Source organism: Pseudoalteromonas sp. MMG006 (assembly GCF_018101025.1).
Lineage (GTDB): Bacteria > Pseudomonadota > Gammaproteobacteria > Enterobacterales > Alteromonadaceae > Pseudoalteromonas.
On sequence record NZ_JAGJEJ010000011.1, the window covers coordinates 85,385 to 106,564 of the forward strand.

Sequence of the window (21,180 nt, forward strand, 5' to 3'; positions counted from 1 at the left end):
AAAGAGGTTTAAACATCTGCTAGCTAAATTAAACGAAAGGAATTACATTCATTTCAGTTTAAGTTCTGCCGTGGCTCAACGTTACTCAATCGTTTTGCTTGTCAGTTGTTTAGACTTGCTACCACCTATTTAAACTTTGTATTATTCGTGGAGTGATTTATTTATGGGGTCCACCTGGTGAGCTACTACATATTACAGAGCTTAACTAACCAGAACTTACATAACCAAAATTTAGGCTAATTAACTTGTATAATGCCACTCAGTTTAAGCTGGTGGCATTACATTATTGTTAGCTTAATTAACTGAGTTTGTTATTAAAAAACTCAACGGTACGTTGCCATGCAAGTTCGGCATTGTCTTTATCATACCGCCCAGTCGAGTCGTTATGAAACCCATGGTTTGCACCTTTGTACATATGCATAGTGTACTCAACGTTATTAGCTTTTAAATCTTGCTCATATTCAGGCCATGACGCGTTTACACGCTTATCAAGCTCACCTAATTGAATCATTAATGGTGCTTTAATATTTTTACGTAAATTTTCACTGGCAGGAGTACCATAAAAAGGCACGCCAGCGCTAAGCAAATCACTATCAACCGCCGCTAAATAATTAACAATATAGCCACCAAAACAAAAACCCACAGCCCCCAGTTTACCGTTACTATGTGAATGACCTTTTAAAAAGTGGGCAGCGGCTACAAAATCGTTTTGAATTTTAGCTCTGTCCATCGTTTTTTGCATTGCACGTCCTTCATCGTCATTACCTGGGTAGCCACCTAGAGGGAAAAGTGCATCGGGGGCAAAGGCAATAAAGCCACTTTTGGCTAAGCGACGCGCTACATCTTTTACGTAAGGGTTTAAACCACGGTTTTCATGGATAACTAATACCACTGGCAGTTTGCCCTCTACTTTACTAGGGACTGCCAAATAGCCTTTACCTTTACCATGTCCATTTGGCGAGTCAAACTCTTCGTAGGTGGCTTTTATATCGTCATCGTTAAACGATACTTGCTCTGCAAACGCGTAATTGGGCAGCAGGGCACTGGTCAGTACGCTCATTGAAAACCCAAGTGCAGCTAAACCGCCAAGTTTTTTCATAAAAGTACGTCTGTCCATCAAGCCGTGGGCGTATTCGTCGTACCAATCAAAGGCTTCTTGAGGAATGTGATCTGATTGCGAGGTATTCATGGCTGCTCCTTAACTTTATTATGTATATTTATTATTTAAATACCATAACGTATTAGGGATAAAAAACGAGCAGTTTATCTCTTTATTTATCGAACCTTTTTACTCTATAAAACTGGCTATTGAATGTGTTTTAGTTTGTATGAAAGATTAACCTACATCTACGCCTATTAAAAAGTCGAGCCCCACAAACGCGAACGATATAGCAACGGCGCCTAATAGCATTAAGTTGCAGCTATTCTTTTTGTCACTAAGTGTGATTAAAACGGAAAATGTAATAAATAAAATAAGCTGAAATATACCTATGGTCAATCCTTTAAAAGTGAGGTTAATAAATCCCCGTTTAATAAAGCTGGCCAATAGTTGCATGTTATTTTTGAGCCAAGAATAAAAAGCTCGGCAACTTGCCGAGCTTTATTGGTTGGGGGGAACTCAGTTTAGCTGTTAGTAGGCGCTGGTTGGGCATCCAATAGTGGCGGCTTGCCACGCATCTTACGTACTAATCGCTTTGCGTCTTCTAGTGCTACGTATTGGCAAGGTATAAGTATTAAAGTAATTACCGTGGCAAATAGCACACCAAAGGCCAGCGATACTGCCATAGGTATTACAATTTGTGCCTGCAAACTCGTTTCCATAATAATAGGTAATACGCCAATAAAGGTGGTCACTGAGGTCAGTAATATAGCTCTAAAGCGCTTTGCACCTGCTTGCATAACAGCTTCTTTTATAGGCACACCCTCAGCACGCGCTTTATTTACAAAATCAACCATAACGAGGGAGTCGTTGACTACAATACCGGCTACTGCAATTATGCCAAACATTGAAAGGCCGCTCATGGTCATTCCTAATACCATATGGCCGAACATTGCACCGACCACACCAAATGGAATGACCGACATAATAATTAATGGTTGTGAGTATGAGCGAAGAGGAATGGCTAATAACGCAAATATAATCATCAGCGATATGGCAAAGTCGCGTAACTGCTCATCAGCGCTGTCCATTTCTTCTTGCACGCGTCCTGCTACATTACTGGTAACACCAGGGTAATTTTGTAAAAGGGTTGGTAAATACTCGTCAGTGATTTCTTTTACAATGGCAAAAGGTTCAACTTTATCAGTATTAATGGCTGCCCATACATTGACTGTTCTGTTTGCATTTTCACGACGAATTCTGTTTACACCATCTACAATGTTGATTTGTGCAACTTCGCTCAACGGAACCTCAGCACCTGTTGGTGTAATGATTCGTGTACTGTGTATGTTACTGATAGAGTTACGTTCGTTTTCAGGGTAGCGGATCATGACTTTAATTTCTTCGCCTTCGCGTAAAATACGCTGTGCTTCTAATCCGTAGTAACTAAAGCTTACTTGCGATGCAACATCGGCAAGTGTAAGTCCCATGCTGTAGGCCAGTGGTTTTAAATCAAGCTGTACTTCGTCGGTAGCACTTTGTAGTGAGTCGTTAACATCGCCTACACCTTCCATGCTTTGTAATTTAGTTTTTAATAACGCAGCAACTTCTTTTAGTTTGTTAGTATCCTTGCCTTGAAGTCTAAAACTTACGTCGCCGTCATCTCGTCCACCGCCAAATAAGTTATCTTCAATAGTTAACGTTTTAACTCCCGGCAGTGGTGGCATTTTTTCACGCCATAATGAGCTTAATGTAAAGGTATCGATAGGGCGTTTATCAGGTTCAATGAGTACAGCCATTAACTGTGCAGTCGTACGTCCACGAAGGCTTACCGACAGGTCATGAATCATTTTTTGACCGTATTGTGCTTCAAGCTCTTCATCTACACTAAGTAGTACCGCTTCAATTTTTTTAGCTGTTTCAAGTGTTGCATGCTCAGACGATTCAAGATTCATTTCGACAACAATACGAGGAAAGTCATGTTGTATTTTAGGGTTTGGTACAAATTTTACTAAACCGCCTGCAAACATGCCTGCACTCACTATTAATATACATAAAAAACCTATAATTACGGTATAACGATAATGTATACAATGGCCTATAAAAGGCGTGTAGTAGTTTTGTACAAAGTGTTTTAAACCGCTATCAACCACATTACGTAGTTTATGTAATGGGTTTTTAGGGTTTGGTTTACGCGGGTTCATTGCAGCAATATGCGCAGGTAAAATAAGTTTTGATTCGATTAACGAGAAAATCAAACACAGGATAATAACGACACCAATCGCTTTAGATAATGCTGCGCCTGGGCCTGATGCCATAGCTTGTGGTAAAAAAGCGGCTATGGTAGTTAGTACGCCAAATGTAGCGGGCATTGCAACACGTTTAACACCACGGATTACGTTATCGAGTGAGTGACCGTGTTTTTCAATTTCGGCACTGGCCGATTCACCCACGACGATAGCATCGTCCACTACAATTCCGAGTACAATTATAAAGGCGAATAACGACACCATGTTAATGGTGATATCTAAAAAGCCTATCGGCATGAACAAAAAGGCACCCAGAAAAGACACCGGTAAACCCATCATTACCCAAAATGCCAATCTAAGAGGTAAAAATAATGCTAATACCAGCATAACTAAAACACCACCCCATACCATGTTGTCGATCATCATATCGAGACGGCCTTGCAGGTAGTAGGTTAAATCAACCATAGGTGTTAGTTTTACGCCTTGTGGTAATTTAGATTCTTTTTCGGCCATGTAATTTTTAAGTATTTTGGCAACGTCGGTAATGTCTTGATCTTTAGATGCTGCAATATCAAACATTAACGAGTTTTTACCATTGTACTTTGAATATAATAAGCCTTCTTCAAAACCATCGTTAATCGTGGCTACATCGCCTAAATATATTTGTGCGCCATCAGCAAGGGTAATTAAAGGCAACTTTTCAAACTCATTACCTTTATATGCTTGTTTTTCAACACGCATAGAAATATAACCATTATCTGAACGAATTTGCCCTGCCGACATATTAGTTGAGAAGTTTCTTACTGCATTTGACACATCTCTAAATGTTAGGCCGTATTCACGCAGTTTGTCGGGGCTAATCTCAATGCCTATTTCATAATTTAAGCCGCTAAAAAAGCTGACTAGATTAACACCCGATAAGGAAAGTAATTCATCTTCTATATCTGTACCTAGTTCTTTTAGTTGTGCATAGGTCATATCCCCATATAGCGCAATAAACATCACTTCTTGTTGAAACTTATCACGCTGAATTATTGGCCTTTCCATACCCGCAGGAAACGAGTTGATAGAATCTACTTGGGCTTTTATTTCGTCTAAAGCTTCTTGAAGGTCGTATTTTTCTTCAATTTCAACCCATGCTTGTGCATAACCTCGGTTAGAGTAGGTTATAAAGCGTTTAATGCCCTCTAATCCCTCAAGGTTTTCTTCAATTTTTATTGTAATGCCTTCTTCAACCTCTTGCGGGGCTGCGCCTGGGTATACCGCTTGAATACTTACCCAATTATTTTCAAGTTGTGGAAATGCCTGTTTACGAATTGTCAGCGCCGTTAAAAGTCCGCCAATCAGTATAAAAATCATAATTAGGTTTGCCGCAACTGGGTTACGTGCAAACCAAGCAATTAAGCCTTTTTCTGAGGTACTCATGGCGTATCCTCTTTAAGTGCTAACTGAGTTACATCGCTTTTAGGCTCAATGCCTTCTAGCTTAACAGCCATGCCTTCTGTTGGGTATTCAAGGGCAGAGATAATAAGTTGCTCGCCACTGTTTAACCCTTGGTCGGCTATTACCATGCCGTTTTGTTCACGTACAATATTAAGCGTTTTAAAGCTAAGGGTTTGATTGTCGTTTAAAATAGCAATTTTGTTATTTTTAACTAAATGGTGCGGGACAATAATCGCGTTATCCAGCGCTCGCCCTTCAATTGTGGCGTTAATGTACGAACCAAAACGAAGTGGCTTAGTGTTATCAGCATACGGAGTAGGTAACTGCGCAACTAAATAGCTCATACGGCTGGTTTGATCAACAATCCCTTCACTACGTACCACTTTGGCTTGCCACGTAGTTTGCTTACCAGCAAATTCAGCGCTGAGCGTAACCAGTGCGCCAATACCGCCATTATTTAAATATTGCAGCTCTTTATCTGCAACTGGTAAACGTACCTCTGCAACTGCTGTCGCGCTAAGCTCACCAAATTTACTGCCTGCGCTTACAACAGAGCCTAAGCTAATAGTGCGCTCGTTAATAATGGCGTCATATGGGGCTTTTATGTACGTGCGTTCTAAATTACGTTTAGTGCGTTTTACACGGGCTTGAGCAGATTTAAAATTTGCCATTTTTTCAGCAAGTTGTGGTTTACGTAAATAAAGCTCCGAGGCAATCGCATCGCTTGAGTCTGATTTAATACGTTCCCATTCAGCTTTAGCAACGTGGGCTTGTGCACGTTCTATTTCAAGTGCTGAACTTGCTTGTGCAAGGCCTGCTTGTGCTTCAATAAAGTCGGCTTCGTAATCATTTGGATCAATTCGTGCTAAAATATCGCCTTGCTTAACAAACGTGCCTTCTACAAATTGCCCGGCTACTGAAATAACTTGCCCGCTTACTTGAGCAACCAGCTCGGTACGGTCTTTAGGTTTTACAACGCCGTACGATTTTACATCAAGCGTTATAGCATCAATGTTTACGCTTTTTGCCGCAACCAGCGGGCGAGTGTCTTGCTCTGGTTTTTCTTCTGGTGGCGTTTTCATTGCTGAAAGGCCAATTGCCAGTGCAATCCCGGCAGCTAAAACCGCGACTGGTAGTAAAATTTGTTTTTTAGTAGCCACAAGGCATTCCTTCATATATTTGGTGACAAGGCAATAATACGCAATAAAGTGTTTACAAGGCGTTTGAAGATGTAACAAAGCATTACATGTGTGTATTACAAATAAACAATTGACTATGCATGGGTGAAAATACACTGCAAATTGCATAGTTTTATTAACTGAGGTTATTATGAAAACAGAGCCTATGACGTGTCGTTTAGGCTGCGGTGCGTGTTGCATTGCACCGAGTATTAGCTCCCCAATCCCTGGAATGCCAAACGGTAAAAAAGCCGGAGAGCGTTGTATTCAGCTAGATGAGCGTAATTTATGTAAATTATTTGGCGATGAAAGCCGCCCAAAAGTATGTAGCGATTTTAGCGCCACATTTGATGTGTGTGGGTCAACAAATGCAGAGGCTCTAGCGCTTATAACCGAGCTTGAGCAATTAACCTAGCTTACGAGGTTAATACACATATATTTACATTTAAGGTAACGCTAAGTACTTAATAAACTCAGATTGGAGTATTAATACTTCAATTAACTAAGGGAATATATGATCAGAGTTGATTATTCACAGTACTCATTAACTGAGCTTGAAGAAGCCATAAAGAGCATAGATAAACAAAAGTACGTTGAAAATTATCAGGCTCTAATGAATGAGTATTCAAAAAGAGAAAATAACTTAGCTGCTTATAATGAACAAACCGAATCTCAGTTAGAATCTAATGAACCAAATATAAAAACAACAAGTGAATTTGAGCGCCTGTTAGGAATATGTTTTTTTGGGCTTATTTTTGGATCTCCAATAGGAGCAGAGGTTGATCCTAATACTTTAACTGGTTCAGATATATTTATCTCTTTGTTATTAATCACTATGTTTGGTGGTTTATTAGTTCATTCATTTAACAATGGCTGGACTTTTGGAGGTAACAATAAATTTTATATTAAAGAAGACCCTATTATGTTTACCGTTGCACAGTTAATTTATGCATGGCTTTTAGGTTTATTTTCCGCTGTTTTTGTACTCGCAATCTTTTTCTAAATTAAATTTATTAGGTACCCACCTATAAGCAGGTACCGAATGAATAAATTCCTAAAGTTTTAATTACCAACTATACGTTGCGCTTAACGTATATTGTTCACCGCGTCCTGGTGTACCTGGTATTTCTTCAAACGACTCATCCCATAAGTTATCTGCCGCTAAGGTGATAAATAAATTACTCAACTGTGGCGGCGTTATTTTAAGCGTTAGCTGGGTGAATAACGCGTTGTCGTGGCCGTTTCTAAGCGCGTTTTTGTGTTGTGTACGCCATTCGTTATCTATTCTAAATTCTAAAATATCAGTTGGGTTGTACACAGCGCCGAGTGTTAAACGGTGATCAGGAAAGTTTAACGCGTAAAAACTGGCATCAATATCGGCAGCGCCATAGTTTTCTGATTTGTGTAAATAGGTATAGCTAGCAATAAGTTTTGCAGTATCAAAGTGCTTAGTCGCTAAAAATTCAACCCCTGCAGTATCAATATTAACCGGGTTTGCAAAGCGCGCAGAGGTGGAGTCAAAATTAAAGGTCCAATCGGTTAAGTTATTATCTTTTCGATAAAAAATAGCCGAGTTTAACTGCCAGCTTTGCTCTTCAAGTAATAAGCCTAGCTCTAAGTTTGAAGTCGTTTCGCGCTCAAGGTTGTAGTTACTTCTAAATAACCCGCCAGAATCGCTGCCGCCAATCGCTGTGTAGCCTGCAACTTGACTCGCTTGCGCGTATGATAAATAAATACTTTGCGCTGTGCCGTCACTGTTTTGGGTGTTTAAGGTTATATCACCAATAGCTGATACTTCAGCATCATCGCGATTTGTATCATCATACGCAGCGCCTAAACGAAAGATAAGCTGCTGATTCTCTTTTAAAGCCATTGTGTATTGGGGCAATACGCTCAGCTTGTAATACTTTCGTGAGGTAAAGTTGTTTTCAAGTGTTGTTGATTCAATCGAATCATCAATAAATTGTGCTGAGTAATTTATTGCCAGCGCATCGCTTTGTGCATGGCGACCCGAAAGTCCAAGTGATTTAACTTCACTTTTATGAAAAGCTTCAAATGCACTTGGGTTTTCGCGAGAATAAATATAGTGATCGTCATGGGTACGATAATACGCCGATACTTCAAAATGACTGTTATCAGCGTAGCTTTGCTTGTGATTAAGCATCCAAAGGCGGGTTTCTAAATCTTCAGTTTCGTTAACGCCAAAAGGGGTGTACAAGTTAGGCCAGCCAAAAAACTTATCTTGCGAGCCATAAAATAAATCGGTTTGGCTGTGCTCGCTTGCTAATTGGACGCGAGCTGAGGCGCGCGAAAAGTCATGATCGCCATTATCAATGGTTCCATCACTTTGCGAGTGAGAATACTCACCTTCAAAGCCCAGAGTATAGTTAGCTAAGCTATCAAGTTGTGTGTTTTTAGCAGCGTGAATACTTTGAAGATTAAAGTCATTTGTACCAGTACCAAGCGATATACTGCCACCTGTAATAATTGGTTTCCAACCAAACGAAACTGTACCTACAGAGCTGTTCATACCGTATAGTGCGTTATCGGCACCGGTTAAAACTGCTGGGCCGCTTAGCATTTGTGGTGCAATAGGTATTTCAGCAAAATAATGGCCAGATTGCGGGTCAAGCAGGGTAGCGCTTCCTACTCTAAAACCGGTGTTTTCAAAAATCCCACCGCGAATAGTGACATCAGCTTGTGCCTCAGCCATATTACGCGACTGCAAATCAACACGCGGGTCATATTCTAAATTAGAAATAGGCGAATCAAATGTACCCACAGGCAGTTTATTCGCAGTAGGTGAGGCCTCGACCGTTATTTGCTCAATTACTGACTCATCAGGCTGTGTATTGGCATATACAAATGGGGTAACGCTGCATAATAGTGCAGGTATTATAAGGTGTGGTGTGCGATTCATGTGTTACTCGTCGTTTATTATTTGTAGCGGCTGTTACAATTAATTTCAAAGCTTATATTTGAGCATGATAAAATAACTAAATATAACAGCAGACATTTTGTGCGCGATTGTACATTAATTTGTTAATAACTGCATTTGATAACCATTCACACTTTTCTCATTAGGTAACATTTATAATGGATACTAAAGAACAAAATACTATTTACTTTGCTGGTGGCTGCCTGTGGGGCGTACAAGAATTTTTAAAGCACTTACCAGGCGTAATAAGTACTGAAGCAGGGCGCGCGAACGGTACAAATCAAACGACAGACGGCGACTATGATGGTTATGCAGAATGTGTAAAGGTAATTTTTGACCTAAACGCCGTTAGCTTAAATAAGCTGTTTGACTACTTTTTTGAAATTATTGACCCATACAGTATTAACAAACAAGGAGATGACGTAGGCCCTAAATACCGCACTGCTATTTACAGCAAACACCAAACCCATTTAGACGCAGCAAGCAATTATATAAATAAGCGCAGTGATGCAGAAAAAGTTGTAGTAAGCGTTGAGAAGCTTACTAATTACGTACCAAGCGATGCAGAGCACCAAGACCGGTTAACTCACCACCCCGATGACTACTGCCATATACCCTTTGATTTATTGTATAAGTATAAGTTGTCATAGAGTTATACTTAGATTACAGGTTACTCAGGCCTTTCAAAGCGATACAATTTAAACGAGCCAGTTTGAAGAGTTGTACCTTTGTGGTTTGAATACATATAGCCTTTGAGTTCTCGGTTGTCTTTATGAATAATTAGCTTATTTGCGAAGGTTGAATTGCTGGTAGTGATTTTCAGTACGTTGTCTTTTTCTTTAATATCTTGTGGCATAAAAGTGGTACTGATTATGTCATTGGCTCCACTTTCAAAATAGTTGAAGTATGACTCTTTATTGGGGGGAAATTCAATACTTACGAGTTTTTGATTGCCGTCTAAATTTAATAATCCTACCCAAAAACCATATAAACCTGACTTTTCTATAGCTGCTAATTCATCTATTTTAGAGCGGTATTTATCTATAAATGTATGGACGGTAGATTGCCTTTCTTGTTTTTCCAATCGGTAAGTTTTTGACATGACCAAATCATCGTCTGCATTAGAATAAATTTCTAACACCTCAAATGAATTATCTAAATAACGGCTTAAAATTAATGTAAATTGCAGATGTTCTTTATTAGGGCTAATGAGTGTGATAGTGCAATTAAGGCGACTGCATTTAATATCGTTATTATTAAACGCAATTGATTTATTTCTATGAAATGCACTGGCGATATTTGCAATGATTAAACGGTGTTCTCCGTTTTCTTTTATTTCCAGTACATTGTATTCGAAATTATCTTTGTTAATTCCTTGCCAAAAACCTGGAGTTAATTTTAAGTTTTGCGCATGTGCGGGGAGCGAAGCAAAAAAAGCGAATAGAGTGACTGTAAAATACTTTAAAAATGCCAAGGTATGATTCCTTTGTTAACAAAGAAGCTCACATACTGTGAGCTTCTTAAAACTTACTCAACGCTAATTCTAATTTATTGCTGCTTTTGCGGCGGGAAGTTACTTAAAATATTAGCGACTGTTTCTTTAATTGACGCTTCGCGTTGCTCAGGTGTTTGCTTTTTCTTTAAACGACCTTCTTTAGCACCGCGCCATATCAGCTGGTTAGACTCGCGGTCAATAATATCAATAACTAAAGTACCCACTTCGTATTCGCGGGCAGAAACGTCACGTTGAAAACCAGTGCCCCAGTATCCCCAACGAGCGCCGTAACCTACGTTAAAGGTATCTACTTCGAGTTCTTTATCTACCGATGCATGGTAATTAACAAGTACATCCGCTTGTGCTGCGTCTACTAAGCTCATCCCCAACGTTTGGCTAAGCTCTTTATTAACAGCGGTACGCACGCGTTTTTCCATTAAGCCATTGATTTGATAATTTGTGGTGTCTTTAGTTAAGCTCGCGTTTTCTACCCAAGCAAATGTTTTAAAATTACTAAAGTTGGCTGATTTGTCGTAGTCCCAATCAGGGGTTTGTGTACAGGCTGAAAGTAGTGCTAGCGCTGCAACAATAAGTATATTTTTCATTACGTTTGCTCCAATAAAATGCGTTACGTTAAAATAACACACATCATTTAAATGTGTATTATTTTAACGTTCTATATTTTAGTTTAATAGCCGAGCCTTAATGGCCAATTAACTGTGTTCAACTTCTATCCAATCTTTTTCGTCTACCCAGTTTTGTGCGCCATCTTTTACTGAACGAATCGGCACAATGTAGTCACAACTTATTTGTGGCTTAACCGAGGCAAATATAGGCACAAAGCCAAAGCTTAGTGCGGTTTCTATAATTGCTTTTTGGTTTTGCGGGTCAATATCGGCCGCTTCATCTATATAAATAGGTATACGGTAAAGGTTTTGTTCTTGATCGCTTAATAAGTAACGAATAAACAACATGCCACATAATAACTTAATAGTAATACGTGTTCCGTTTGAGCCGGCTGAGTCTATTTTTTCAAAGTGTTCAGTTTCACCTGCGCGATTTACCACTTCAAAACGAATATCAAATAAATCAGTTAAGGTAAGGCCTGCTTTGTCTGATGCAAGTTTTATTAAGTGATCTTTCGCTTCGTTTACCGCGCTTTCGCTGTAAGGTTCCTGGCTTAGTAAATCAAGGGTGTCGCCTTGCTCAAACTGATGCGACGTGCTGATAATGGTATCAATACTATCAACCAGCATTTTGCGTGGTATTACGTTAATTTTAAACGCTTGAAGGTTAGAAATGCGATGCTGGCTTATGCCTTTATTAAAGCTATTCATCTCGCGGCGAAGGCGGTCTAAATCTTCACGCAAGCCTTTAATGGTTGCGGCTACTTCGGTTAGGGCTACGCGGCCTTGGCGCTCAACCGCATCGCGTTCGTTATCAAGGTTGTGGAATGCGCTAATTAGTTTTTGATATTTAGTAAATTCGTCGTTTTCGTTATCGAACTTAGTTATGCCCGCGTTATATACATGCAAATAGGTATTACGCACGTTTATGTCAAAGTTACGCAGCTCTTGGCAATCTTTATTAAAGTGATGTACTAAATCGCTCAAGTTATCAAAATCGACTGTTATATCAATCATGTATGGGGTTACTTTTCCGCTGTATAAATCGAGTGTGTGGTCAATTCGCTCGCTTTTAACTTGGCGTAGGCGCTCGGTTTGGCGATTAATTTGCTCTTGCTTAGATTTAATTAACGAGCGTCTGTCTGCAATTGAGCCACTATTTTTTTGAATGTCTTGCAGGTACTCGTCAACTTGTTCGCGCTCTGCTAATAATTGCTCTTTTAGCATGGCTTGCGCTTCAACCGATTGCTGCATTACCTCAAATTGCTCTAAGCGTTTTAGGGCGCTCTCTGCGCTCATTAGCTCATCGTAAAGTGCATCTTTTTCTTTTTGTTTATCGGCAACATTAGCAGCCACTTCGCGCTGTTGTTTAAACTCTTTTAACGAGTGTTCAAGTGCACTTAACTGCGCCGTTAATTGCTCTTTGTTTTCACCGCTTTGCATTTGCACAGGCGAGAGTTTTTTAAGCTTAATGCTCGCACCTGGAAGCGTTAGCACACCGCCTTTAACGTTTTCACTTAACAGCGATAAAAAGTCCCCGAAGGCATCTTCATCATCAATGGCTATATCGCCATTAGTGGTGGTTGCAAACGAGAGTAGGTCGGGATTTAAAATGCGCGATATTTCTTCTACTTCTTTAAGTGATAGGTCTTCGCGCATCCGAGTAAACAAATTAAACTCAAGGTTTTTAAGCTGCAGCTTTAAGCTTTTTATTTGTTTTTGAGTTTCGCTAATGCGGTAATCAAGCGTGTGCAGGCTTTGCCCTTGTGCGCTGGTTATTGAGTGCGAAAGCGACTCGTAATCGTGCTTGAGCTGGCCAAGGCTAGTTTTAAGCGTGGCCTTATTTACCAGCTCAAACTCGCTTTTAAGGGCGCTGTAATCTAAAAACCATTGCTCAATTTGGGTTTGTCTGCGCTCTATATCACGCGATTGCTGCACGTATAGGCTTTGCTTTTGTTCAAACTCATGTTTTTCGTGCTCTATGTCTTCAAGTGCAACACCTAGCTCATTTAGCTGCGCCTCTTGGTAGGTATCAAAGTCAATCAGGGCTTGGTCAATTTTAGGTGCATAGGCTGCTAACTTACCTTTCAGTACGGTTTGATTTTCAAGCATAGATTCAAGCGCGCTTATTGGCTCTTGCATTGATTCAAGGGCTTTTAATTCACGTTTAGCGCGGTTTACTTTATCAAATGAGCGACGCCAGACTTCGTAAAAGTCGACCTTTGAGTTTGACATATGGCGTTCAAACACGCGCAGCATAAAGCGTTTAACATCGCTTGCGCCTAATTTGTGTAAGTTAAGAATGCGTCTAAAAATTTCTTTATAAATGGCTGAGTCTTGCACATTATTTAGCGGGATCATTTTTAAGTTAATGTCACCGTCAAAGGGCGTTGCGCCACCGGTAAGTAGGGCGTTTAGTTCTTGGGCTTTTAGCTCAATAGGATTGTAATTAAGCGACTTTAAATGATTAAACAGCTTGGTAAACTTAATTATGGTATTACCTTGCGTGTACTGCTCTAAATCAAGTTTGCCCTGATAACAAAAGTACTGATGCGCGTAACCGGCTATTTTACCAAGGCCCGCTACACCAATAACAACCGAGCCATGAGGGAGGTTGGCTTCAAGTAAAATGTACGACTGATCCGATGAAAAATAAAATTTACGGGTTTCATCTAAATCGTGCCCGTCCCATTCGGTTAAGCGCAAATCATTTATAAGCGGGAATTGCAGGGCGTTAATAACCGAGCTTTTACCGGTATTATTTGGCGCACAAATAGAGCTGCTTTTATCAAGCGGGATCACACATTTTGCATAGCCTGCGGTATTAAGTAGGGCGAGTTTACTCAGTCCGTATAGGTTTTTCATTCCTCGTCCTCCGTAATGTAGGTTTCTTCGTTTACTTCCATTAGCGCATCTATGTAACGGTTAATAGGCGCTTGTAGCATAAATCCGCCTTCTACTTCTCGGGCTAAACCTAAGCGCACCATGCGCAGGTATACGTCTTTACGTAAATCTGAGCCCGAAAATATCTCAAGCTGATCAAACAAGTGTTTGTTAATTTGCACTAAGGTTTGCATCAGTTCTAAATCGTTTACTTCATCAAACAAGGCGCGCATTGGGTCTTTACCCGTATTGGCAAAATGCTCAATTAAAATGTAAATAGTGAGTGCGATAGCACGGGATATTTTACCCATATTTGGTGTGCTTTCGTCGCTGGCAAAATAGTAAAAGCCGCGGCTGTCGTGTTTTAAATCATGGCCAAGGGCGTTAAATAAAGCACTGTAGGCGTCTATGTGTTGGTCAAGCTCTTGCCACATTACGTTGTCTTGTTCGCAAATGTGGTAACCCGCAGTTAATTTTTTATTAATGGCTTGCAGGTGTGTTAGCTCGTCTAGGTTTATATGTGTCATGTGTTACTCGTCTGCCTTTGTATCTGGCTGAGGCGCTGAATTAAATGGGTATAACGAAAAGTGTTGGCCGGCTATTTTTACGCGCGCTTTTTCATCGCTTTGGCTAATGAGTACGTCGCTGTCGCTGACTAATTTTTGATACAAAAATAGCATTTCGTCGGCGTCTAGGTCGGGGTAGCTTTCATCTAAAAATTGCAGCAATGGTTGAGGTTTTTTACGTTTTTTATTAAAGCGTTTTGCAAAGCTTTTTTTAACATCGTGGTAATCAGGAATATTAGGCGTTACAAAAGCCGGTACGTCTTGTTGCTCTGGAAGCTGGTATTCTTCGTGTTCAAATTCAACCAAACTTGCCATGTAAGCCACTATATGGCGCTGCTGCCCAAGCGAATAGCGCTGCGCATCGCTTACAAAGTTTGGCTGTACCGCACTTAGCATGTTGTCTACGCCATTTTTACGCACCAGGCCGAGTACTTTTGCCGCTTGGCGGGTAATTAAGTTATTACGGCGCAGTTCTTCGCGCAGTGGCATAAGCATATCGGCGCTTTTACGTAAGCTTTCTCGGCCAACTAAATGCATTTCGAGTATACGAGTACGTAACTGCTCAAGCATGCGTTTGTCACTGTAGGCCTTACCCGAGCGCTCAATGTGCTCTATTTGCTTACTTATTTGTTGCTCAATAAGTGTAAAGCAGGCATGAAAATCGCCCCTAATATCGACCATTTCAAGCATGGGCTCTATGTATTCGTCAAAGGCTTCTATTACGGCTTTGTAGCGCTTTTGCAAAGATTGCACCGCGTGATCAGACTTAGCTTGCTCTACAATATTTAATATGGCGTTTTCGTTGTGCGCGTAGAGCTTCATTATTTTACGCACCCGATCATCCATAATGCGGCTAAAGCGGCGTAAATCATCAAAGTCTTCCATTTCGCCCGCGTTATCTAGTCGGTTTCCTAGGCGGGCTAAATCATCAACCAAAACGCTAATTTCTTGTGCTAAACCTAGGTGTTCTTCTTGTAATAAAAAGGTTGCAAAATCGGCAATGGCACGGTTAATTTCAAGCTGAGAAGATTTAGCCAATGGAATGAGTATATCTTGATTGAGCAAACGATTTGTTTCTTTATATATACGCTCGTTTGTCCATGTGGGCTGCTTTTGCTTAATGGCGTTTTGTACGTCTTTTAGGCTAAAGTCGGCCATTTTAAAACGTTTAAATAATAGCTCTAAAACACCCCAATGTTCGCTAAGGGTATTTAGCAGCTTTTTAGCTGGGATCATATGAGGTTACAACATCCTAGTATTTTATTATTGAGTTCTCAAAGTTGACTCATTATTACGTATTCTACCAGTAAATAGTATTCGTTTTTAAGACCATTTAATAATAGTTTTTGCATGAGGGCGGTGCTAAAATTCGCGCCGAAATTGGGCACGCACAAAGGAGTGATTTTTGTGTGTTCTTTAAAACTATATCAAAGGTTATTTAACTACCATGGTCCCCTCGATAATTTTAACCCTAATAGCGATTGCCTTCTTACTGATCGTTATAGAAGATATAATTCACGTAAATAAAGCTAAAACAACGTTATTTTTTGGCACACTTTGTTGGATTATACTTTTTGTAAACCCTCTTCATGGGCAAAGCCCAGCCACAATTCAGCATCTTCTTAACGAAAATATATTAGAAATAGCCTCACTGTGGCTGTTTTTAATGGCCGCCATGACCTTTGTCGCGTATTTAAACTCTAAAGGGTTTATAGAAAACATAGTGCACCGGGTAATGCCTAAACGAATTAGTGAACGACAACTTATGTTTTTAGTGGGCGGCTTTGCATTTTTGTTTTCGTCTATTTCTGACAATGTAACCGCTACGCTTATATCGCTTGCCGTGGTTATGTCGCTAAATCTTGAAGCTAAAAAGCTCATTAAATACGCCACACTTATTGTATTTGGGGTTAACTCTGGCGGTGTATCGCTAATAACCGGTGATGTAACCACTTTAATGATATTTTTGGACGGCAAGGTATCTATTGCAAACTTATTACTGCTCATAGCGCCTGCGTTTATAAGTGTAATGCTACTAGCGCTTTTACTCTCTATTGGTATGAAAGGGCAAATAGAGTTTGTAGGCTCGCAAAAAAAACGCATAGAAAAAACCGACATTACCATTGCCATTATATTTTTATCAACCGTGGTAAGTACGTTAACGCTTAGCGTAATTTATAGTGTACCGCCGCTACTCACATTTTTATTTGGTTTATCGGTTATGTTTTTAGTGGCGCAATTTTTAATGCGTAAAAAAGATATAAATAAAGACATCATCGATTTTGTACGCGACATAGAATACGACACGCTACTGTTTTTTGTGGGTGTGCTTTTACTTGTTGGCGCATTAAAAGAAATTGGTATTTTAACTAAATTTACCGATTTATATACAGTAATGGCACCTGAATATGCTAACTATTTAATGGGAATACTATCGGCAGGGGTTGATAACGTACCGCTTACCGCTGCGTTATTAAAAGCAGATATAGTAATGAGCCAGCAACATTGGTTGTCGTTTACCTATGCAACAGGTGTAGGTGGCTCAATGCTTATAATTGGTTCGGCAGCGGGTATTATTGCCATGAGCAAACTTAAAGCACTTACTTTTACGAGCTATTTTAAATTATCGCTGCAATTATTAATTTGTTATACCGTAGGTTATGCAGGCGCTTACTTTATGGGTGGTTTTGTCTAATATTTACTATAAATGCTTGACACCTAGACGTCTAAACGATAACTTTCAAAGCCCCGCTAATTAGCGGGGCTTTGTTTTATTAGCCAATGGTTAATAAAGCATTCAGAAGAGGTGCGATACTTAGGTATTTAATGGTAGGTGACGAACGCCCATAACCATTAAAGAGGGAAGTACTCGCCGAGAAAAACAATGGTACGTCGCAATTGTTTTTCGGTTTATGGGGCTGAATCCTCAAAACTGTCACCAATATAGGTGGAGAGCTTCTGGCAGCGGACACATCAAATGCATTCCTTTGCCAAGTTCTTCTTGTTTTTTAGCGGTTAAAATACCGCGAAAGGAGACTAAATGACTACCCAATCAGTGCCACAATCAGTATTAGGCGCAAAATCAGATTACATCGTTGCCAAATTTGGCGGAACCAGTGTTGCAAACTTTGAAGCGATGAGTCGCTGCAGCGAAATTATTGTTGCAGATAAAAGCGTACGTATTGTAGCTGTGAGCGCCAGTGCCGGCGTAACTAACCACTTAGTTGCACTGTGTAAATCAAGCATTACCCCAGAGCAGCGCCAAGAACACATTGATGGCGTGCTAGCCATTCAGCAAGCTATTTTAGATGAGTTATCGCTTGATGCCGATTTAGCAGTAGGCTTTAGCGAAACATTAAAAGCATTTCAAACGCTAGCGCTTGAAACACTAACAACTGATCAGCAGCATGATGAGCTACTTAGCTTTGGTGAGCGCTTATCGTCGTACTTATTTGCACAAGTACTGCGTTTAAAAGGCTTAAATGCCGACCGTTTTGATGTTCGAAAAGTACTTAAAACCGACAGCCAGTTTGGTAAAGCAACACCTAATGTTAAAGCCACAGCGCAAGCGGCTAAAGAAGTATTAATTCCGCTATTAGATGAGCAAGTAATTGTAACTCAAGGTTTTGTTGGTAGCGACGAATTTGGCCAAACAACCACGCTTGGGCGTGGTGGCTCCGATTACAGCGCTGCATTACTTGCTGAAGCGATTAACGCTAAAAGCGTACATATTTGGACCGACGTAGTGGGCATATTTAGTACAGACCCTCGTTTGTGTGCAAAAGCAACGCCTATTGCTCGTTTGAGCTTTGACGAAGCCGCAGAAATGGCCACATTTGGCGCAAAAGTATTGCACCCAGCCACTATTTTACCAGCCAGCCGTAGTCACATTAATGTATTTGTAGGCTCAAGCCGTGAGCCAGAGCGTGGTGGTACGTGGATTGAGCGTGAAAAATCGCAGCAGCCGGGTATACGCGCTGTAACGCAACGTAAAAACCAAATTTTGCTCACACTTAAAAGCCCAGAAATGTTACTGGCAAGTGGCTTTTTAGCCCGCGTGTTTACCATTTTAAGTGAGTTTAATATATCGGTAGATTTAGTGACTACCTCTGAAATAAGCGTAGCCATTACGCTTGATAACGCGCCTAATGCCTCTCGCCCAGAGCTTGAGCAAGCGTGTCTAGATAAGCTTGCTGAATTTTGCCATGTATCGGTTGAAAACAACTTAACGTTAGTGGCGCTTATAGGTTCAGAAATACAGCTTCGTCAGCACGAAATGAACTTAATGAATGTTTTAAAAGAGTTTAATATTCGTTTAATTTGCCACGGTGCAAGTAAGCACAACCTTTGCTTTTTAGTAGAGCAGGGCGAGTCAGATAACGTGGTACAAGCTATACACAGCCGCCTACTTGAGGCATAAAAAAAGCTAGAGTATAAAGTCTGTTATTAAAAAGCATCGCCAGTCGGTGCTTTTTTTATGCGCGACAGTTACATCAAAGTGGGTGTGTTCGTTATTACTTTCAACGGTAACACAGTTACTTGATGCACTCAGTGTTGCCGCATTTAACTCATTAAACACATTCGGGCTAAGCAATTTAGCAATAGGGCGGCTGGTGGCTTTAGCAAGCGACTCTTTTAATGTCCAAATTCTAAAAAAGGTATTAGCTTGGGCTTGGGTATTACTTGGCTTGGTAATTAGTGCTATTTCGTCTGCGTGATAAAAATGCTTAGCGAGCTTTTCAAACGGGCGCTTTAGGCTTATTTTTTCAATATCAAAACCAAACTCAGTTTTCGCTAAGTTAAGGGCTACGCCAACCAAACCATGAGAGTGCGAAATACAGGTATTAAAAATGTCGCCACTAACATGCAGTTGTAGTTTTGCGCTCGCTTCGTCAAATTGAGTGCTCATACTATTTAGCGTTATGTTAGCGTATTGTGGCTGCGTTATTTTAACGAGTTGTTTTAATAATGTGCGAGTAGCTAAATACTCTTGTTTTGCTTGCGCGCTTTTACGGCAATTTATAACGCTTAGCTCAAACGGGCTTAAGTAATCGGGTAAATTAAATTTACTTACATCGAGTTTTGTTGCATCAAATAATAAAATACTGTTATTAGCTAACGGTAAGTTTGTTAATTGAATAGGGGTAATACTTAAGGTGTTTTTAAAATAATGTGCGGTCATAAATGCTTAAAATGAGTGAGCCGCTGCAATTATGAGCGGTTAGCAGAGCTTATTTATACAACGAGCAATTTTATTACTCAGCTGGCATGAAATATGGTTTAATTCACAACTATCAAAATAATAACAGATTTGTAGATGTATGGCACAAGTGCGTGATGGCTTTCAAAGCCGATTTGGTTTTGTTTTAGCCGCTGCTGGCGCAGCAGTGGGTTTAGGTAATATTTGGGGTTTTCCTACACAAGCGGCCAACCATGGTGGTGGTGCATTTTTACTCGTTTACTTTATTGTCATTTTTTTATTGGCATTGCCGGCGCTTTATACTGAGCTTTACTTAGGTCACAAGGCACAAGCAAATCCAGTAAAAGCCCTTGGCGATGCATGGCAAAATACTAATAAAAAAATAGGTGCTGCGGCAGGTTATATTGGCCTTGCGGGCGCTGTGGTTATGCTTAGCTTTTATTCTATTGTAGCTGGGTGGATGCTTTCATACGCCATTGAGCCCATAACCTCGTTTTTTGGCTTTGATGCCGCAAGCGACTTTTTACATAGCGACTCTGTGCTGCGTAATTTTGTATTTACGCCACTTATGCTTATTTTAACAGCCAGCATTATTTTAAAAGGGGTTAAATCGGGTATCGAAACCTGGTCACGCCGTTTAATGCCATTACTGTTAGTTTTATTGGTTGGCTTAATTGTTTATATAGCCAGCTTAGATGGCGCAAGCGAAGGCTTTGCCGCGTATTTAATACCTGATTTTAGCCAAGTGCTCGACCCAAATTTAATTATTGCAGCAATGGGGCAGGCGTTCTTTTCGCTCTCATTAGGTGTAGGGTGTATGATGATTTACGGCTCGTACTTACAGCCAGATGCAAACCTGCCAAAACTAACCGCAAGCGTTGCATTACTCGATACAAGCGTGGCATTTTTAGCCGGTTTACTCATTGTGCCTGCAATTTATGTAGCGCAGCATAATGGCGTTGAAGTGTTTAACGGTGGTAAATTAATTGGCGAAGGGCAGCTTATTTTTGCCATTCTCCCAGAGCTATTTAGCACGATGGGCGAAATTGGTTTATTAGTCGGCTTATTGTTTTTTGTACTTATGTCGATTGCATCGGTTACATCAACTATTTCAACCACTGAGATACCGGTTGCCTTTTTAGTCGAAAACCATAATGTGAGTCGCACTAAAGCAACGTGGGCAGTCAGTTTAGTCGTACTTATATGTGCAAGCGCAATTATACTAAACTTTGATTGGTTATTTGGTTTGGTAATTATGCTGTTTACCCAATACCAATTACCGCTTATGGGATTATTTTACTTTATTACTGTAGGTTGGATGTGGCAGCGAGGGAATAAATTACATGAGGCAACAACAGGGATTCACTATTGGTTTGCTCAGTACATTCGTTTTGTGTGCCCAATATTAATGACCCTGGTATTTGCTAACGTAGCCTTTGGATGATTATGGCTAAGCCATAGAGCTAGCATTAAAAATAGATTAATAAAGCGAAGTGAACTTAT

Annotated in this window: 16 protein-coding genes and 1 riboswitch; of the genes, 6 read left to right on the forward strand and 10 right to left on the reverse strand. The window is 40.2% G+C overall.

Going from position 1 to position 21,180, the window contains the following annotated elements; translation table 11 throughout:
- Nucleotides 1-298: 298 nt before the first annotated feature.
- From J8L73_RS12045 to J8L73_RS12055, 3 genes are all read right to left on the reverse strand, one after another.
- A complete protein-coding gene (locus J8L73_RS12045; protein WP_210999598.1) occupies nt 299-1,189 on the reverse strand; it encodes a dienelactone hydrolase family protein in 891 nt (296 codons plus the stop codon).
- Between the two features lie 434 nt (nt 1,190-1,623).
- Nucleotides 1,624-4,773, reverse strand: a complete 3,150-nt coding sequence (locus tag J8L73_RS12050; RefSeq protein ID WP_211017321.1) for an efflux RND transporter permease subunit — start codon at nt 4,771-4,773, stop codon at nt 1,624-1,626.
- Nucleotides 4,770-5,951 carry an efflux RND transporter periplasmic adaptor subunit gene (locus tag J8L73_RS12055; protein WP_211017323.1) on the reverse strand — a complete coding sequence of 394 codons (1,182 nt, stop codon included), beginning with the start codon at nt 5,949-5,951 and terminating at the stop codon, nt 4,770-4,772. Before J8L73_RS12055 ends, J8L73_RS12050 begins: the two co-directional genes overlap by 4 nt.
- A gap of 169 nt (nt 5,952-6,120) precedes the next feature.
- Here J8L73_RS12055 and J8L73_RS12060 point away from each other — a divergent pair, with 169 nt between their 5' ends.
- Nucleotides 6,121-6,384 carry a YkgJ family cysteine cluster protein gene (locus tag J8L73_RS12060; RefSeq protein ID WP_058548899.1) on the forward strand — a complete coding sequence of 88 codons (264 nt, stop codon included), beginning with the start codon at nt 6,121-6,123 and terminating at the stop codon, nt 6,382-6,384.
- A gap of 99 nt (nt 6,385-6,483) precedes the next feature.
- Nucleotides 6,484-6,972, forward strand: a complete 489-nt coding sequence (locus J8L73_RS12065; protein WP_211017325.1) for a hypothetical protein — start codon at nt 6,484-6,486, stop codon at nt 6,970-6,972.
- Nucleotides 6,973-7,035: 63 nt separating this feature from the next.
- On the opposite strand, the gene J8L73_RS12070 is transcribed toward J8L73_RS12065, so the two are convergent.
- A complete protein-coding gene (locus tag J8L73_RS12070; protein ID WP_211017327.1) occupies nt 7,036-8,889 on the reverse strand; it encodes a TonB-dependent receptor in 1,854 nt (617 codons plus the stop codon).
- A gap of 176 nt (nt 8,890-9,065) precedes the next feature.
- On the opposite strand from J8L73_RS12070, the gene J8L73_RS12075 reads away from it, so the two are divergent.
- Nucleotides 9,066-9,557 (forward strand): peptide-methionine (S)-S-oxide reductase, encoded by a 492-nt coding sequence (locus tag J8L73_RS12075; protein ID WP_211017329.1) that lies wholly within the window; start codon nt 9,066-9,068, stop codon nt 9,555-9,557.
- A 20-nt stretch (nt 9,558-9,577) separates the two neighbouring features.
- On the opposite strand, the gene J8L73_RS12080 is transcribed toward J8L73_RS12075, so the two are convergent.
- The 5 genes from J8L73_RS12080 to J8L73_RS12100 all read right to left on the reverse strand — a co-directional run bounded on the left by J8L73_RS12080 (nt 9,578) and on the right by J8L73_RS12100 (nt 15,713).
- On the reverse strand, nt 9,578-10,381 hold the full coding sequence (locus tag J8L73_RS12080) for a methionine sulfoxide reductase (protein ID WP_211017331.1): 804 nt from the start codon (nt 10,379-10,381) through the stop codon (nt 9,578-9,580).
- A gap of 74 nt (nt 10,382-10,455) precedes the next feature.
- Nucleotides 10,456-11,007: a DUF4136 domain-containing protein gene (locus J8L73_RS12085; RefSeq protein WP_211017333.1), complete on the reverse strand. Its 552-nt coding sequence runs from the start codon at nt 11,005-11,007 to the stop codon at nt 10,456-10,458.
- Between the two features lie 108 nt (nt 11,008-11,115).
- Nucleotides 11,116-13,893, reverse strand: a complete 2,778-nt coding sequence (locus tag J8L73_RS12090; protein WP_211017334.1) for an ATPase — start codon at nt 13,891-13,893, stop codon at nt 11,116-11,118.
- Nucleotides 13,890-14,438, reverse strand: a complete 549-nt coding sequence (locus tag J8L73_RS12095; RefSeq protein WP_211017336.1) for a hypothetical protein — start codon at nt 14,436-14,438, stop codon at nt 13,890-13,892. Before J8L73_RS12095 ends, J8L73_RS12090 begins: the two co-directional genes overlap by 4 nt.
- Nucleotides 14,439-14,441: 3 nt before the next feature.
- On the reverse strand, nt 14,442-15,713 hold the full coding sequence (locus J8L73_RS12100) for a hypothetical protein (RefSeq protein WP_211017338.1): 1,272 nt from the start codon (nt 15,711-15,713) through the stop codon (nt 14,442-14,444).
- Nucleotides 15,714-15,924: 211 nt separating this feature from the next.
- Here J8L73_RS12100 and nhaD point away from each other — a divergent pair, with 211 nt between their 5' ends.
- Both nhaD and lysC read left to right on the forward strand, forming a co-directional pair.
- Nucleotides 15,925-17,172, forward strand: a complete 1,248-nt coding sequence (nhaD, locus tag J8L73_RS12105; protein ID WP_211017340.1) for a sodium:proton antiporter NhaD — start codon at nt 15,925-15,927, stop codon at nt 17,170-17,172.
- Nucleotides 17,173-17,270: 98 nt separating this feature from the next.
- Nucleotides 17,271-17,443, forward strand: a riboswitch (Lysine riboswitch).
- A 74-nt stretch (nt 17,444-17,517) separates the two neighbouring features.
- Nucleotides 17,518-18,897, forward strand: coding sequence for a lysine-sensitive aspartokinase 3 (lysC, locus tag J8L73_RS12110; protein WP_211017342.1), 1,380 nt, complete (start codon nt 17,518-17,520; stop codon nt 18,895-18,897).
- Between the two features lie 6 nt (nt 18,898-18,903).
- On the opposite strand, the gene J8L73_RS12115 is transcribed toward lysC, so the two are convergent.
- Nucleotides 18,904-19,659, reverse strand: a complete 756-nt coding sequence (locus J8L73_RS12115) for a 4'-phosphopantetheinyl transferase superfamily protein (RefSeq protein ID WP_211017344.1) — start codon at nt 19,657-19,659, stop codon at nt 18,904-18,906.
- Between the two features lie 139 nt (nt 19,660-19,798).
- Here J8L73_RS12115 and J8L73_RS12120 point away from each other — a divergent pair, with 139 nt between their 5' ends.
- Nucleotides 19,799-21,121 carry a sodium-dependent transporter gene (locus J8L73_RS12120; RefSeq protein WP_138683132.1) on the forward strand — a complete coding sequence of 441 codons (1,323 nt, stop codon included), beginning with the start codon at nt 19,799-19,801 and terminating at the stop codon, nt 21,119-21,121.
- Nucleotides 21,122-21,180: the final 59 nt, after the last annotated feature.

Coding starts and splice junctions, on each gene's coding strand:
- lysC (WP_211017342.1), top strand. CDS start 17,518: ATGACTACCCAATCAGTGCCACAATCAGTATTAGGCGCAAAATCAGAT.
- J8L73_RS12050 (WP_211017321.1), bottom strand. CDS start 4,773: ATGAGTACCTCAGAAAAAGGCTTAATTGCTTGGTTTGCACGTAACCCA.
- J8L73_RS12115 (WP_211017344.1), bottom strand. CDS start 19,659: ATGACCGCACATTATTTTAAAAACACCTTAAGTATTACCCCTATTCAA.
- J8L73_RS12100 (WP_211017338.1), bottom strand. CDS start 15,713: ATGATCCCAGCTAAAAAGCTGCTAAATACCCTTAGCGAACATTGGGGT.
- J8L73_RS12090 (WP_211017334.1), bottom strand. CDS start 13,893: ATGAAAAACCTATACGGACTGAGTAAACTCGCCCTACTTAATACCGCA.
- nhaD (WP_211017340.1), top strand. CDS start 15,925: ATGGTCCCCTCGATAATTTTAACCCTAATAGCGATTGCCTTCTTACTG.
- J8L73_RS12060 (WP_058548899.1), top strand. CDS start 6,121: ATGAAAACAGAGCCTATGACGTGTCGTTTAGGCTGCGGTGCGTGTTGC.
- J8L73_RS12075 (WP_211017329.1), top strand. CDS start 9,066: ATGGATACTAAAGAACAAAATACTATTTACTTTGCTGGTGGCTGCCTG.
- J8L73_RS12070 (WP_211017327.1), bottom strand. CDS start 8,889: ATGAATCGCACACCACACCTTATAATACCTGCACTATTATGCAGCGTT.
- J8L73_RS12045 (WP_210999598.1), bottom strand. CDS start 1,189: ATGAATACCTCGCAATCAGATCACATTCCTCAAGAAGCCTTTGATTGG.
- J8L73_RS12085 (WP_211017333.1), bottom strand. CDS start 11,007: ATGAAAAATATACTTATTGTTGCAGCGCTAGCACTACTTTCAGCCTGT.
- J8L73_RS12095 (WP_211017336.1), bottom strand. CDS start 14,438: ATGACACATATAAACCTAGACGAGCTAACACACCTGCAAGCCATTAAT.
- J8L73_RS12120 (WP_138683132.1), top strand. CDS start 19,799: ATGGCACAAGTGCGTGATGGCTTTCAAAGCCGATTTGGTTTTGTTTTA.
- J8L73_RS12065 (WP_211017325.1), top strand. CDS start 6,484: ATGATCAGAGTTGATTATTCACAGTACTCATTAACTGAGCTTGAAGAA.